Below are 16,225 nucleotides of genomic sequence, written 5' to 3' on the forward strand. Positions count from 1 at the left end.
GCCCACCTAAAGTGTTGAATATTCGATAGTCGACAAATTTATTAAGTTTTAACCACTATAGTGTCAACTCTGAGTTGCTCAAGAATTTTTTCTGCAGTGTTTCCAATTATTAACCCCTTAATACCGGTTCTTCCAACGTTACCCATTATCACCATATTTGCCTTTAATTTTTTCGCCATTAGCGGAATTTCTTTAGACGGAACCCCAATAGACACATGAGTGGAAACATCGATATCTTTGTCTTTGGCCTTAATCATATCTTCCAATTTGGTTGTAATGATTTTGCCTTTGGTGCCCATTAAATCAGTCGAAACAGCAATTTCTAGCTCATCTCGAATTCTCGATATTTCAAGTACACTCATTAGGGTTAACTTTGCTGGAGTACGACTTAGTAAATCCATAGCGACATCAAGTACTTTGGTATTAAGTAACTTTTGTGCTGGGCTTTCGTCAACCATGTCGAGGGTGGCAATAATTTTCATTTTGGAATGCCAACTGTTATCGCTGCATAACAAAACCGTTGTTTGACCTGCACTTTTTAAAACGGCCTTAGCTAAGGTATATTCTTGTTTATCCCTGCCAACATTTGGTCTGTGAACTACTACCATGTCGGGATTTGTTTGCTTAACAATTTGCGATATCGTTTCAGATACCGATTGTGACTCTTTGCCCGAATTCATAATCATTTCGGCTTTGCAGTGTTTATTGCTGAATTGGTTAAGTGTGCTCCGAATACTTTCGGCGTCACCTTGGCCCAAAAGCACAACTTGGAGCTTTTCAGGTGAAAACATCATTGACTTTTCCAGCATTAATTTAGCACTGACTACACTTTCAATAACAACCAATATATTTTTCATACAAACCTCAAGGACAGAAATAAAGTAATTTCAACTGCAAAATTAAAGTAATTGATTTAACTTAATTGGAGCATAATTTAGTTTTCTCTGCACAAATTTTCAAGTTCCAAAATAAATATGACTTGTAGATTACAGACAATAATAGTCAGCCAGTCTGATTTAGCTAATGCTAGCCAGTCCTAATACCTGTTGAGACTGGGGTAGATAGTTGTAGATTACTTGCAAAAAAAAAGTTAAAAAAGCTGACCAGATTGGGGCTTTATTACAATGGTTGTCTAGATTAGCCTCTGGTGGTACCCGATGAGTTTGGTATACGTTTGGAAGACCATTTTTATATGACCGACAATGGAGCACGCTGGTTTACTGAGCCAAGTGACAGTATTGATAATCCGTTTGGTTTACATCATTAACACAACACCGCAGCCATTCAGACTTCGTTTTGATGGTTGCTTTTTTTAATGGTGATGGTCTTGGTTTCTTTTTAGATTTTTACCAAGTTGCTTAATCACATTGTAATCATCAGTGACTTCGACCATATTAACCTTGCCCTGATACACCTGATAATCAAGCAACATTTTTTGGAAGCGTTTGGGTTGTGTGGTGGCTAAATCATAACGCTCCACAGGATCGGTTTTAATGTTAAACAAACGCCATTGTTTATCGCCAAATGGAGGAAAATTACGTACTAATTTGTGATCCCCTTTAAACAAGGCTGCGCTTCCAGCAAGTTCATAAGCAACCACATCTTGGTCAGTATAGACGGTCTCGTTTGCGCCTGTTAACACCCCAACTTGGCTGCGCCCCACAATCGGTACTTTGTTTTTATCTACCGCGTTGGTTAAACCCGCTAAATCCAAAATTGTTGGCACAATATCCGTGATGTAACTAAAACTATGGGTGACCACATCTTGTTGTAATTGTTTTGGGTAATGTACGATTAATGGCGAGCGCATCCCGCCTTCGGATGCTGAACCTTTGTACCAACTTAAGGGGGTCATCGACACATTTTCCCAACTTGGACCATAGTTGGTATAACTGCCTTTTTCACCAAGGGTTTCGATATCAGTCGTAAAATTATTCTGAATGTAATCAGGAAATATTTTTTCTATTTCATTGTTATCCGCCCCGTTATCGCTCATGAACATGATAACGGTATTATCAAATAAATCCGCTTGTTTGAGATAGGATAACAACCGCTCGATATTATAATCCATACGTTTGATCATGGCAGCATATACGGCCATTTGTTTGGTGCGATACGCTTGGTCTTCTTTGGACAATTCGCTCCACTTTTCAACAGTCGGTAACTGTAACGCTTCTAATCCTGGCGGCATCAAACCAAGTTGCACTAAACGGGCGTAGCGTTTGGATTTAATAACATCCCAGCCATCTTGGTAATTAGCGAGGTATTTTTCAGTTAATGCTTTTGGCGCTTGATGGGGGTAATGCACGGCTGTAAAAGCCAAATATGCAAAAAATGGTTTGTTGGGATCACGTTGTTGTAAATAGCCCATGATATTATCGGTGTAATAATCCGAAGAGTAAAAATCTTCCGGTAAATTTATTTCATTGGCGTTATCAAAATAATGCACGGTTTTGTTATGAGGTAAATAGGGTTTTTTCTCCCAGTTATCGGCGCCGGTTTCCATTAACGAAATGGATTGATCAAAACCTCGGTTAACCGGTAAATTATCCGTCTGCATGCCCAAATGCCACTTTCCGGATAGATAAGTACTGTAGCCATTGCGCTGCAGAATACTCGAAACTGTTTCTACACTATTGTTGAGTACTCCCTCATAACCTGGTTGCCCAAATTGATTATCATCCATGATGATCCCCATGTTGCCTAGGCCATTGAGATGATTATCTACCCCCGTTAGCAGCATGCTCCTAGTAGGTGAGCAGGTAGCTGCCACATGAAAATTTGAAAATTTAACGCCGCCTTGTGCCAGCGAATCGATTCCTGGGGTATCGATCTCACTACCAAAGCTGCTGATATCGGAATACCCCAAATCATCAGCTAAAATAATTAAAAAATTCGGCGCTGTAGAAACGGCTTTAGAGTCGTTGCTTGGGCTAAGTAAGTTAGCTGCAGGCACAATCTGAATGTTAAGGAAGAGCGACGTGATAACCAAGGCAGGTGTAAACCATTTTAGTTGGAGCATCATTTAAACCGAAGCGTTATTGTCAAAGTGAAAACAATGTAACTTGAATGGCCATTCCATTTTAGAATATAATCATTCCAAAATATAATAAAGCTGCAATCTAGCTAAAGAGAAACAATGAACATAAAACTGCTCGAACATTTTGTCAGTGTCTTTGAGCATCGTAATCTGACTAAAGCTGCCGGTGCAATTGGGGTCTCCCAGTCGAATATTAGTAAAAGTATTCAAAAGCTTGAGTCACAGTTGGCTGTTTTACTCTTTGACCGCCATACCCGTGATGTTGCGCCGACCCCTGCCGGCAAAGCGTTGTATCGAGATGCGCTAGATTGTATTTCAGCCATGGAAACATTAGTGTCACATGCGCGCTTTTTTAGTCATGGTGAAAAAGGCATTATCAATATTGGTTGTGGGCCGTTAATCCATGAATTGATCCTAAAACCGTTAATTCATCAGATTATTAGCCGTGACGTGGATATCCAAATTCATGCGAGCACGGGGCGTTTTGAGGATCTTAAACATGGTTTGGATAATCATTCATATGATTGCTTGTTATATGATGTGGGCGAACTACACACGCTGCATGATCCCGAGACTTATGAAGTTATCCCGTTGCTACAAGCTCCCGTTTATGTGGTTGCCAATCACGATCATCCCATCCATCAGCAAACCCCAGTGCTGGATTATTTGTTTCAACATAAATGGGTGTTACCACCTATCCCCCAACGTTATATCCGGCATTTACCTCCACAATTTCAAGCGTTTTTATTACATTCCAATAAACCCGATTTCGAAGTGACCGACTTGCCACAAGCATTAGAATTGGCTGAACAAAATGGTCTGATTACTATTGCTGCGGGTGATTTACATCGGGATGAATGGCAACAACGTTCTCTCACAGCTATTGAGTTACCGTTTACCATTAGCAGTGATATTGGCCTGTGGCGCATGCGTTCACGGCAATTAACGCCAAGCTTAGTGGAAATGATTAAAATGTTAAAAACACTCAAAAGTAGTAAAAAGCCGAATAAAAGGAGTTAATGAAATACGTTTGTTTGCTGGAGCTTTTAAAGTTTTTTGATGATTTAAACGTTACAGCCCATCAACAATTACTGAGTAAAGGAAGTATAAAATTCCAAATATTACTATTTAGTATTTTTTTATAAGATGTTGGAGTTGTGTGCTTTTTAATTGTTTTTTGACTGCTTTCGGTGCTGGCTTGGAGTTATATTTCTGCAGCGCTTAAAGCTGTGGCTAAAATTAGCCCCATCGCTAAAGCCAAGTCGCTCGGCAATTTCATCCAATTTCATTGGGTTTGATAATAGCTCTTCTGCTATGCCTATACGCACCCCATCACGTACTTGTCGCCAACTGGTTTGCTCTTGTTGTAGTTGGCGATGTAATGTTCGAGTCGTTCGGGATAAATAATCGGCTATATCTTGCATAGACGAGGTTAAGCCGAGGTGCAGTAAAGTGTCTTTAACCTGCTTCTCTATGGGTTTCCAACTTTGTTTTTGCTGCAGCAACTGACTGCATTGTTGTTCACATATGTTAGCGGTTGCAGCATTCGCTTTTACCAAGGGGAGATCCATCTGCTTGGCTACCCAAGCAATGCCGTTATAATTTGCATCAAATTGAATTTCAGCCCCCAATATTTGCTGCAGAGCATCTATCGAGAAGTCCGGTGGTTGAGGTGAAGTGAATTGTAAGTTTATAGGTAAATAGCCACTTTCAAACACCTCTCTTTGGATCATAGCAGCGCCCATCATGTCCCTAGCTAAAATAAGTTTTCCTAATTCACCCGCAATATCACATGAAAACCTAAGAGATAAATTCTGATTAATCTCTATTAACTCAATCTTTGAATAAACATAGGTTAAATCTAAAAAACGTAAACCTAATTCAATCGCTTTTCTAGGGGTGCTGCTCGCTAACAAGGCATAACCCATGATGCCATAACTTGTGAGGTGATAACGGCTGCCCAATTCCATTCCTACCTTAAATGGGCTGGTGGAATTCATCATTAAATTTTTAAGTACATGTAACTCTTGTTTGTCTTCAACCTGCTCGTCGTGAGCGGTTAGTTGAGAGCTCACCAGCCCCGAGCCTTGCAGTAAAATGTCCACGTCAATACCCAGCTCACCGCCATAGGCAACAATGATTTGTACACTAGTAATGTTACGAATTGGCATAATGTATGGTGTATATGTCTTAAAATAACAAATATAAGTCTATTTAGAGCGTAGATCAATGATGAATAATTTTCTATTCTAGATATGTATACAGTATGTTAATTCTTTTTGAGTTGTGAAACACAGCATAATCACAGTCAAAGTAGCAATATCGAACCGCGATAATAATATTTAAGGTGCCTCATGAGCCAAGTAAAACGTAACCCGTCAGTTGTCATCATTGGCGCAGGCATGACGGGTATGCTAATGGTCATTAAACTGCGTAAAGCGGGTATTACCGACATTGTCGTTCTAGAGAAAAAGGATTCAGTGGGTGGCACATGGCGAGAAAACACCTATCCTGGGGCCGCCTGCGATGTGCCAGCTCACATGTATACCTATTCATTTGAACCTAACCCAAACTGGAGCCGTTTTTTTGCCCGTGGACCAGAAATAAAAGACTACTTTGAAAACGTGGCTGATAAATATGATGTGAAACGCGACATCCGATTTAATGAGGAGGTTACCGATGCGCAATATGATAGCGGGAAATGGACAGTTAAAACCAGTAAAGAGCAAACTTATATAGCGGATTTTATTGTCTGTGCGACGGGTATATTGCATCACCCTAAGTTTCCAGATATTCCAGGTATTGATGACTTCAAAGGTGCTATGTTTCATACCGCACAGTGGGATCATGACGTAAAAATATCTGACTCAACCCGTGTGGGTGTGATTGGTACTGGTTCAACTGCCGCACAAACCATCCCCGAACTGATTAATACAGGTGCTAAGGTGTCTGTTTTTCAACGCACCCCACAATGGTTAATGCACTTACCCGATTTTACGTTTTCTAAAACCATGAGAAAATTGATGACCCGTTTTCCTTTGCTCACAAAAATGCATCGTAATCTGGGAAAAGCTTTTTTAGAGCACTTTTTTACCAAAGCAGTTACAGGTCACTTTATACAAAAACATGTATTAAATTTTTTATGCAAAGCCAACTTAAGATTAAGTATAAAAGACAAGACATTGCGTGAAAAATTACAACCAAACTATCAAGTAGGTTGTAAGCGGGTCATCATTAATACCACCTTTTATAAAGCTATTCAAAAGCCTAACGCGGAGTTAGTCACTGATGGCATTGAGCGTGTTACCGAAACTGGGATTATCACCAAAGACGGTAAACATCATGACTTAGACGTTCTGGTATTATCGACTGGGTTTAATGCCTTTAATTTTATGCGTCCCATGAACCTAATCGGGCGCAATAATTTGCATATTGATAAAGCTTGGGAACATAAAATTAAAGCCTATCGTTCAATGATGCTAAACGGTTACCCTAACTTCTTTTTAATGTTGGGGCCAAATACGCCTATTGGTAACTTTTCTGTTATCGCCATGAGCGAAGTGCAAGCTGATTACCTTATAAAAATGATTGATAAATGGCGTCACCATGAATTTGATGAATTTGAAGCTAAGCAAGAGGCCATTGACGAATTCACTGCCTATATAAAAGAAGGTTTGAAAGGCACAAGTTGGGTGGGTGGATGTCAAAGCTGGTATTTAGATGCCGACGGCGACCCCATTTTATGGCCATATACATGGAAACGATGGGTTGATGAAATGCACGAACCGCAGATGGAACATATTCAGACACGGTCATTTTGATAGTTAATATGAGAGTTATTCATATAGCTAATTCGAGGCCTCTTACATGAATACAAACAGCATATTTATTACAGGTGCAGCTTCTGGTATCGGCTTAGCAGCGGCTCGGCATTTTCATGAAATGGGTTATGTGGTTGCTATGGCCGACTTAAATTTTGCCCTCTTAGAAGACGTTACTGAACAATGGGATAAGACTCGAATTTCTTTATACCCATTGGATGTGAGTGATTTTTCACAAGCTCAGCAAGTTATGTCTGAATTCTGTAATGGGAATGATAATAGCTTATCGGTATTATTAAATAACGCTGGAATTTTAGAAGTAGGCGCATTTGAAGATATAAATAACAACCAGCACCAGCGAGTTATCAGTGTCAATGTAATGGGGGTTATAAATTTATGCCAAGCAGCATGGCCGTATTTAAAAAATAATAGCAAAAATAGCGGCAAAGATAATAATAAAAGCACCATTGTGAATATGTCATCAGCTAGCAGTGATTATGGTGTGCCAGAATTAGCCAGCTATTCGGCTAGTAAATTCGCAGTAAAAGCCCTAACGGAGGCGCTGGAACTAGAATGGCAAAAATATGGCATCCGCGTATGTGATGTTATGCCGCCATTTGTTGCTACTGATATGCTCAATTCACAGAAAAAGACTGCAAAAGTAATGCAACGATTAGGCACACATCTAACCGCTGAAGACGTAGTGGCTGTGATTGATAAACAAGTAAGGCAGCCTAATACGCATAGAGCAGTCAGCGTATCTTATGGTTTACTTCATTTCCTGAGTACTGTTTCTCCCGCGTATATCAATCGTTTAGTGATGAAATTTTTGAGTCGATAAAGAATTTTTTTGCCCTCCGAAAGAATCATAAAAAAGGTCATGCAGAATGAATGATTTCAACAAAAAAATTGAAAAAAACGAAGATGACGAAAAATACCAAGAAAGTAAAAAACGACAGAGTGAGCAGTTAGAAGCCAAACAATTAATGATTGCGAAGCTATTGTCATTCATGCCGCCACTTCACAAGCTGCCACCCAAATTATTCAGACCTATATTTTCGATGATGGATCGAATGTTAGGACTTAAGAAAATTGAGATGCATCAGGTTGTTGATTTGAATATCCCTGTTAGTACTCATAACCGTGACGTTACAACCATAAAAATTCGTACCTACTATCCAATAAATCCAATAGAAAAAACGTCTATTAAAACGTTAGTATATTTTCATGGTGGTGGCTGCGTCATTGGCAGTATTAATACGCATGATCGATTTTGTCGATATTTGGCCAAACACGGCAACATGAATATTATTTCTGTGGATTATCGACTGTCCCCTGAATATAAATTTCCAACGCCAATTTGCGATGCGATTGATGCTTGGAACTATATCCATGACAATCACAAAGCACTGAATATCCATCCAAAATACATCGGCGTAGGTGGCGACAGTGCCGGCGCGTATCTAGCATGTTTAATTGGACTCAGAACATTACAAACAGAGCTGCCGGTGCAGAGCAAAGTAACACCGCAATTTCAGTTTTTATTATATCCCATGTTCGACTTGCAAGGCCTGACGGAGTCTTACCGACATTTCAATAAACAGTTACTGCTAACACGGGATCTGATGGATTATTTTAGACAACATTATTTAAATTCTTTAGACGAAGCCGTGCTTCCATTAGTAAGTCCGCTTTTAACAAACGACATTAGCGAGTCTCCAGACAGCTATGTCTTAACCCTAGGATTCGATCCATTAAGAGATGATGGTATAGCGTATGCCGAACGGCTAAAAGCGGCAGGTATATCAACACATCACGAACACTATGCTGATTGTATGCATGGTTTTATATCAGTGACAGCACTAAGTGCTCGCGCTAAACAAGCCACTCATAATGTGGCTATGGCTTTAAAGAAGTTTAATCATTAATCCCAGTACTTGATGTTAGAGCACAGAATTTCTATTAACATCAAAACCTTTGTATGAAATTCATACGTTTATTTAAATCTTATTTTGCATCTGTGAGATCCATTGTTTACGAAGGCAATTTTTGTTAATTTCACGTCATTGAAAAACAAATATTCATTAAGAACTACACTATTATGAAGCTTGCTGCTTTAATTCAGCCATCAATTCATCTACAAATAGAATCTTTATATCAAGCTTTCTTAGAGCTAAATGCAGTGGAACAAACCACGTTGATGATTTTGGCTGTGGTGTACAAACCTATTGGCATTAACAAGTTAGCGCATGTAATGGATATATTGGACAGTAGAGGTTTTTTGCCACAACCAAAAAAAGAATATCGTTTAATGGTGCAGCAAAAAGAGCAATTGACTCAACTGTCGTTATTGATCCCTAACCGGGAGGGACTGCAACTCAATAGATTGCTTGCCAACCGTTTAACCGCTGAGATAGATCAATTTCACGCCTTATTTGCGCTTACAACTCATGGCCAATCACATTCAACCTTACTTGAGATCATCACAGCCGCTGAACAGGTTGTGCCGGTGGTAGACAGCTACAGTTGGCAGAACAAAGAGGTCGATAGAAGCAGAGTTATCCGAGACCTCTATTATTTGAATCAAATAGAACCGCTTGAAGCTGCCTTAGCGTTCAATAAAAACCCACAAATTATTAATCATAAGCAAAATCGAATTTTAGTTGAACTTCTATTTTTACCGTTTGAGTTAAGTTCGTTTTTAGCATTACCTAAGGTGCTGCAATACCAGGCGTTTACAACCTTGATTAGAACGTTTCAAATAGAAGGGCAAAGCTGTGCTTATCCGGTGCAATTATTGGAGCAAGTTTGCGTTGCAAATTCTGACAGAATAAGCCCCTTATACAATATCGACTGTCATCATTTATTGGCAGAACAGTATTTGTATCAAATGCGATTTAACGATTTTGAGCGCATACAAGTTATCCAAGATATCAGTAGTTACGGTTTGCAGTTACAAGGTACATATTGCTTTTTAATGGGCGAAAACCAACAAGCTATCGACTATTTTGAGCAAGCCATGCTCGCAAAAAACAAACTGACAAAACGCAAAAAACAATATTTAAATGACGTGTTGGGATATTTCTATAAATTGGCATTGATGGTTCACGGCAACCAACAGGATGTAAGTTATTTTTCACATGCCATACAACAAGTCGAATTTGAAGACAGCGACCGTAAATCCGATAATGATTTTTTCTATATAGGGCAAGGTGTTGTTAAACCGATTCAGAGCTTACTGTCATGCGAAAAATATACTATAAATATTGAATTTAATAGCGTTGATGATGATATTGATTTTTTCTCTCACCAGCTCTGCTATTTTAATTATTTATTGGCGCAGGTTTGGTGTAACCAAAGCAAAGGCCCAGAATGGGCTAAATTAGCATTAAGATACCAAGCACATTTTGAGCAACTGGCTTACCCCTTATTTGCGCAAATTTGTTGTCAAATGGCAGCGAGTTTTACTGATGAAAATCCCGATTTAAAGAAACAGTCAGACCTCGCATCCGAATCGATATTAATCGATTTCAGCAACCTGATAGAAATTAAATCACAGTGGGACTTAGCGCTAGATAAATTAATTGCACTCAATCCAAATGCTGAAAAAAATGCGGCACAGAATATACAAAAAACAATCAAGCCAGTGCGTTTAATTTGGGAATTTGAAAAGAGTTATGGCCATACATTAACGGCTCGTGAGCAAAAGTTTAATAAATCAGGTTGGAGCAAAGGTCGAGTCGTTTCGTTAAAACGTTTGAAAGAAGAAACCGCTTTATTCGACTACTTAAGCGAAAGCGATAAGAAGATTTGTCGTGCAATCGATGCTTATCAAAGTTGGGGATATTACTCAAAACTTGAATACACACTGCAAGGATTGTCGGCACTGGAAGCAGCAGTGGGAATCGACAACTTATACCAATCAGATGATTTAAGCCAAGTTATTGAAATCATCAAGCGCGAGCCTGAATTATTGGTTAGTCAGCATGGCGACCAACTATGTTTAAGTATCGCGGATTTACCCGATGATATTAGCAGTGACGAGGGGCAGCCCGCTTACGATTTAAAGTCTATTACTGATACACAATACCAGCTCACGGTGTTTTCGCCTGAACATCTTAAAGTGGCCGACATCATTGGCGAGGCAGGTTTGTTAATTCCCATCAGTGCCAAGCAAAAAGCGCTAGCAGGCATAGCGGCCATTGCGCCGTTTTTAAATATTCAATCTGATATCACAGAGCTTGATACTGGGTTAGCAATCCATGAATGCGACCCCAATTTAGTGGTGAATATTCAGCCCACTCAAAACGGGTTAACATTTACTTGCGTGGTGATGCCATTTGGCGAAAAAGGGCCTGCATTTAAACCAGCAGTTGGTAATGCCAGTTTAACCACCGATTTAAACGGCAAGCGCATGGCAACCCAACGTGACCTAATGCGCGAAGAAACATTATTGGATCAACTTGACCAAGCGTGCCCAGCCTTTCTGAATATGCCAGATAACGTTTTATTACTAGACGATTTACAAACCGCGCTAGCAGCCTTAGAACAGTTAGAAATAGCCATTAACCAAGCACCATTTGATTTAGTGCTGCGTTGGCCGAAAGGCAAAAAAATCACGCTATCAAAAAAGCTAGACTCCGAGCATCTGCAACTCGCGTTTAGTCAAAAAAATGCGTGGTTTGATATTACCGGCGACTTGCAAATAGACAATGAGCAAGTGATTGACCTACGAAAACTGCTTGAATTGGTACAAACCAGCAATGGCCGTTTTATCGAGCTTGGTACTGATCAAATACTCGCCTTGTCTGATGATTTACGCCACAAACTCGAGTTAATCAATCAAGTCACCGACGACGGCAAATTTCACCCCTTAGCTAGTTTGAAAATAGAAGAAGCCACAACGGGTATGCGTATGAAAACCATTCATGCGTGGGATCAACAAACCCAAAAAATGCATCAAGCGAATACCCTTGAACCGCAAATTCCCTCGACCTTTCAAGCGCAATTGCGTGACTACCAATTAGTAGGATTCGACTGGGCATCGCGTCTTGCACATTGGGGCGCAGGCGCTTGTTTAGCTGACGATATGGGTTTGGGAAAAACCTTACAAGGCCTCGCTATTTTATTGTCCCGGGCTAAGCAAGGCCCCAGTTTAGTCATCGCACCCACATCGGTTTGTTTTAATTGGCAACAAGAAGCCCTAAAATTTGCGCCCACCCTGAACATTAAAATATTTTCAGACTCAACTAACACCAAAAATCGTGAAATTTTGTTAAACGAATTAGGCCCGTTTGATTGTGTGATCATAAGCTATGGACTGTTACAAAGAGAAAGTGAAATACTCAAAGACGTTCACTGGCACAGCATAGTAGCCGACGAAGCCCAAGCATTAAAAAACCCATTAACCAAACGTACGAAAGCCGCCGTCGCATTAAAAAGTGATTTTAAAATGATCACCACTGGCACACCCATTGAAAATAATTTAACCGAGCTTTGGAGTTTATTCCGCTTTATTAACCCTGGTTTACTTGGCAACATAAAACGCTTTGGGGAACGTTTTTCAGTGCCAATCGAAAACGCAAACGAAGACCCACTCGCCGCGCGCAAAGCCAGCCAAGCACTTAAAGCGCTGATCCAACCGTTTATCTTACGGCGCATGAAAAACCAAGTATTAACTGAATTACCACCCCGCACCGAAATTAATATTCGAGTAGAAATGAGTCCCAAAGAGCGTGACTTTTACGAAGCGCTGAGACTCAATGCAATAGACAATATCAGCCAAAACGACCAACAAGCCAATGCAGGCGAACAGCGCATTAAAATGCTTGCCGAACTCGTGAAACTGCGCCAAGCCTGTTGCCACCCTAAATTAGTCATGGCAGAGACCGACATACCCAGCGCCAAACTAGCTGCCCTCGACGAATTACTCGAAGAGCTGAAACTCAATAATCATAAAGCGCTCATTTTTAGCCAGTTTGTTGGGCACTTACAATTGATAAAACAACACATCGAAGCCAAAGGATTAAGTTATCAATATTTAGATGGCTCCACACCGCAAAAACAGCGACAAAAACGCGTTAATGCGTTTCAAAGTGGGGAAGGCGATATATTTTTAATCAGCCTTAAAGCCGGCGGTTCAGGACTAAACTTAACCGCAGCAGACTACGTAATACACATGGACCCTTGGTGGAACCCAGCAGTAGAAGAACAAGCCTCTGACAGAGCCCACCGCATAGGTCAAACACGGCCAGTTACCATTTATAGGTTAATTACGCAAAACACCATAGAACAAAGAATTGTCGCTTTACATCAACATAAACGAAACTTAGCAGACACACTTCTATCGGGTAACGAAGTCGTGACTAAACTATCGGTAGATGACATGCTGAGTCTACTGAAAGAGACATTTTAAGTATGGTTAACAAACTCCCATTATATTGTGACTTCCAAAAGTGATTAATCGCAACACAAGCTCTCCATCTTCATACTTATAACCAAGCAGTGTTAGCTGCTTTGCCATTGTAAACTTATGCACTCTTAAGTCACTTAAATCGCCTTTTTTCTGCTTCCCCATTAATGGATTTTCAAGCAGCGTATTCACCGCTTTGTCTAAATCTTTCTTTTGGTTAGATTTAAGTTTTTTAAGTGCTTTCTTGAAGGTTAGTGTTTGAGTAACTCTGCGTTTTTCAGCCAAACTTATATTCCTCTGTTTGGCCCAATGCCTCTTCAGCTTTTGCAACTAATGCATCTTGGACGAATTCATAAGTGAGATCTGGGTTCTCAGCCATCGCCTTACCAATTTTAGCCCAATATTCAATTTGTTTGGCAGCACTTCGTGACTCAACTGAACCCACTGCTTTTGCTTGGGAAACCAAGCTTTCATCTAATCTAATGCTGGCAGTTGCCATATCATCCTCCTTGCTACAAATGTTGCAATAATTGCTAAATAGTAGCAAGTTACTACAAAAAGCAAAGAGCTAACTGTGGATTGTGTCAAACCTCAAGCTATCAATTCATATTCTGGCATCGCATGTGGATAGAGCAATTTAAAAGGATAAGATCATATAATTAATCTTATAATCGGTTAAATATAAATAATATCTCGTGAATGCTTTACCCAGTTGGTAATTCAACACGGTATTTTGATATTTGTCGATTAAAAACGGCGACTCCTTGGTCGGGTAATTTATGAGCAAAATGGTTTTCAAGCGTTGCCCTAGCTTCTGAGTAATCGCCCCATTCTATAGAGTGGGTATAACCATGTAAGTCAGAGAATACTTTAGTTATCGTTCTAAATTTATTACTTCTCGTCGCGCCTCTTAAGCCATTTAAATAACTGTCTCGGTGTACTGTAGGTACAATAATTTTAACTTCTTCCACATTCACTAATTCTGCATTCATCATTATCCTAGCAAGTCGACCATTTCCATCATCAAATGGATGGCATTCAGTCACCAGAAACTGGATGAAAATTGCTCTTGCTAAACCCTCAGGCAAGCTTTGATAGAACGGAAATGCCTGTGCGAATGTTCCCTCTATTTGTTCTGGGGATACGAATACCGTGTCACCTGCTTTATTCGCTTTTATTTTTAACTGACCGGGCCTTTTTTCAGGACGCGCTTCCATAATTAAACTGTGACGTTGCATGAGTAAGTCTAATAGCTCTTCGACATTATTCGGGAGCGTAGACATTTCTGTATAGTCTTGAACTACATCAAAAACCGCTAACACATCATGACTATCTTGATGGCGACTACTAATCTCATGCTTCTCAAATACAATTTGCTCCGCTTCTTCTATCTCAAATTCTGTACCTTCAATGTAGTTGGAGAAGTAACTCTCAAAAAAAGATAAATTTCGCCAGCTAGATGCGCTGTATTGGTATGGTCTTGAGACAAATTGACATTGACGTAAATACTTAGCCAAGTTTCCAAACATCTCAATTCTAGTTGGGTCGAACGGCTCTTTTTGGGCAACAGCAATGGCCCTTTCTGTAGATAATGCCGTAATAGATTGGGTAGACAAAATGGCACCGATCAAGCGTTCAAGAGCATGAAACTCTTTCTCCATTTTAAGCACTGAACAATTCGCACGCGCCTCATCTCTAATTCGATTAAGCTCTTTTTCACCATAGCGTTCAAGTAATCGACATAGCTCTTGTTCAGCCCAATTCTTACCTAAGGACTTAGGAGCTGCTACATCTTTATGGCTAATTTGTAAATTTTCCAATAAATATCGTGTCGGAGAACTTCGAAATGAGTGAAGTTGAAAAGGCTCCTTGAGATGTTCAACATCACCGGGAAGCACTTCAACCGTTAAAAGATCACTGATTTGTATTTTTTTACGGATTTTGACTGGTGCGGTGATATATACCACCTTATTTTCAGGCAATAATGATACTGCTGTAGCATGCGACACTACTGCCGAAGGATATAGATACTGTACTATTTGATACCATTTATTGTTCAGTAACGTAGGAATATCTTCCCATGCTGCATCGGTATAGACACCTTGCCGTATTCTTTTTAATTCGCCTTGAGCAACAGCCTTAGAAAACCGCTTGGCCTCCGATGTATCTTTAGCAAAAATTAATTGAGACATAGCTTCACCAGTAAAAACTAGATATAAAAATCATAATAAATGAAATACTGGATATAAACAAACAATAATTATGAATTACTTGATATAAAACATAGGAATAGTGAAATATTAGAGATAAAAATGAATGTATTTATTCAAATTTTTTATTAAGTTGTTCGAAAATACTTTAGGCACCCCACCTTATCCCCCTAAACATTAAGCACTCACACAAACCATTTGAATTTTAATGAAATCATTTCATGTAATAAATTTTGTTAGGGATAAAATCAAAAATATAAATTTTATTGTACATTAAATTTATATCCTAGCGCTTTATATCCTTTCTCTCGTTTCTTCCACATACGTTGTAATGTTGGGTAATCATCAATGAAATCGTAAACTTGAATAACCTTTTTAGTACTCCATTCTCGCTGAATTCGTCCAGCATATTGCGCTAAGATCCCTTTCCAAGCTATCATTTCATTTCTAGCTTGGTCACAAACTAAGTGCTTATAAATTTGAGATATATGTGGTCTAGTTTCAGGTATTAACCATTACAAGGTCGATACAAGCAGAAAAGCCAGAGTTAGGCGTAAACAACGCATGGCCGCAATGGATACCGACTACCTTGAGGCCATATTTTTAGCGGGATGCACGTTAATTGAGCAATAATTAGGCACTCACGCTCTTGCTGTGCCCTTTAATTGCTCTAGGCCCGCAACCTGTGCATATAATAAAAACCACGCAAGCCTAATTCATAGCCTACTAATTTCGTGTATTA

12 protein-coding genes are annotated in these 16,225 nt (G+C 39.6%); 5 read left to right on the forward strand and 7 right to left on the reverse strand.

What is annotated here, in order from left to right:
• Positions 1 to 41: 41 nt before the first annotated feature.
• Both CXF95_RS04700 and CXF95_RS04705 read right to left on the reverse strand, forming a co-directional pair.
• The gene (locus tag CXF95_RS04700; RefSeq protein WP_101197622.1) at positions 42 to 857 is read right to left on the reverse strand and encodes a universal stress protein; all 816 of its coding nucleotides are present in this window, start codon (positions 855 to 857) and stop codon (positions 42 to 44) included.
• 455 nt (positions 858 to 1,312) lie between these two features.
• Entirely contained in the window at positions 1,313 to 3,022 is a 1,710-nt protein-coding gene (locus tag CXF95_RS04705; protein WP_232787650.1) for an arylsulfatase, read from the reverse strand.
• A gap of 117 nt (positions 3,023 to 3,139) precedes the next feature.
• Here CXF95_RS04705 and CXF95_RS04710 point away from each other — a divergent pair, with 117 nt between their 5' ends.
• Entirely contained in the window at positions 3,140 to 4,060 is a 921-nt protein-coding gene (locus CXF95_RS04710; protein ID WP_101197623.1) for a LysR family transcriptional regulator, read from the forward strand.
• A gap of 146 nt (positions 4,061 to 4,206) precedes the next feature.
• Here CXF95_RS04710 and CXF95_RS04715 read toward each other — a convergent pair whose 3' ends face one another.
• On the reverse strand, positions 4,207 to 5,211 hold the full coding sequence (locus CXF95_RS04715; RefSeq protein ID WP_101197624.1) for an AraC family transcriptional regulator: 1,005 nt from the start codon (positions 5,209 to 5,211) through the stop codon (positions 4,207 to 4,209).
• 183 nt (positions 5,212 to 5,394) lie between these two features.
• Between CXF95_RS04715 and CXF95_RS04720 the strand changes: the two genes are divergently transcribed.
• The 4 genes from CXF95_RS04720 to CXF95_RS04735 all read left to right on the forward strand — a co-directional run bounded on the left by CXF95_RS04720 (position 5,395) and on the right by CXF95_RS04735 (position 13,276).
• On the forward strand, positions 5,395 to 6,861 hold the full coding sequence (locus tag CXF95_RS04720; protein ID WP_101197625.1) for an NAD(P)/FAD-dependent oxidoreductase: 1,467 nt from the start codon (positions 5,395 to 5,397) through the stop codon (positions 6,859 to 6,861).
• A 46-nt stretch (positions 6,862 to 6,907) separates the two neighbouring features.
• A complete protein-coding gene (locus CXF95_RS04725) occupies positions 6,908 to 7,702 on the forward strand; it encodes an SDR family oxidoreductase (protein WP_101197626.1) in 795 nt (264 codons plus the stop codon).
• A gap of 46 nt (positions 7,703 to 7,748) precedes the next feature.
• The gene (locus CXF95_RS04730) at positions 7,749 to 8,789 is read left to right on the forward strand and encodes an alpha/beta hydrolase (protein WP_101197627.1); all 1,041 of its coding nucleotides are present in this window, start codon (positions 7,749 to 7,751) and stop codon (positions 8,787 to 8,789) included.
• 173 nt (positions 8,790 to 8,962) lie between these two features.
• Positions 8,963 to 13,276, forward strand: coding sequence for a DEAD/DEAH box helicase (locus CXF95_RS04735; RefSeq protein ID WP_101197628.1), 4,314 nt, complete (start codon positions 8,963 to 8,965; stop codon positions 13,274 to 13,276).
• Positions 13,277 to 13,282: 6 nt separating this feature from the next.
• Here the strand turns inward: CXF95_RS04735 and CXF95_RS04740 are convergent, their stop codons facing one another.
• The 4 genes from CXF95_RS04740 to CXF95_RS30355 form a co-directional block, all read right to left on the reverse strand.
• Positions 13,283 to 13,558, reverse strand: a complete 276-nt coding sequence (locus tag CXF95_RS04740) for a type II toxin-antitoxin system RelE/ParE family toxin (protein WP_101197629.1) — start codon at positions 13,556 to 13,558, stop codon at positions 13,283 to 13,285.
• Entirely contained in the window at positions 13,551 to 13,772 is a 222-nt protein-coding gene (locus CXF95_RS04745; protein WP_101197630.1) for a hypothetical protein, read from the reverse strand. Before CXF95_RS04745 ends, CXF95_RS04740 begins: the two co-directional genes overlap by 8 nt.
• Before the next feature lie 205 nt (positions 13,773 to 13,977).
• On the reverse strand, positions 13,978 to 15,465 hold the full coding sequence (locus CXF95_RS04750) for a Fic family protein (RefSeq protein WP_101197631.1): 1,488 nt from the start codon (positions 15,463 to 15,465) through the stop codon (positions 13,978 to 13,980).
• Positions 15,466 to 15,746: 281 nt separating this feature from the next.
• A complete protein-coding gene (locus CXF95_RS30355; RefSeq protein ID WP_232787651.1) occupies positions 15,747 to 15,923 on the reverse strand; it encodes a hypothetical protein in 177 nt (58 codons plus the stop codon).
• Positions 15,924 to 16,225: the final 302 nt, after the last annotated feature.

The sequence above is a fragment of the Paraglaciecola sp. MB-3u-78 genome, assembly GCF_002835935.1.
Taxonomy (GTDB): domain Bacteria; phylum Pseudomonadota; class Gammaproteobacteria; order Enterobacterales; family Alteromonadaceae; genus Paraglaciecola.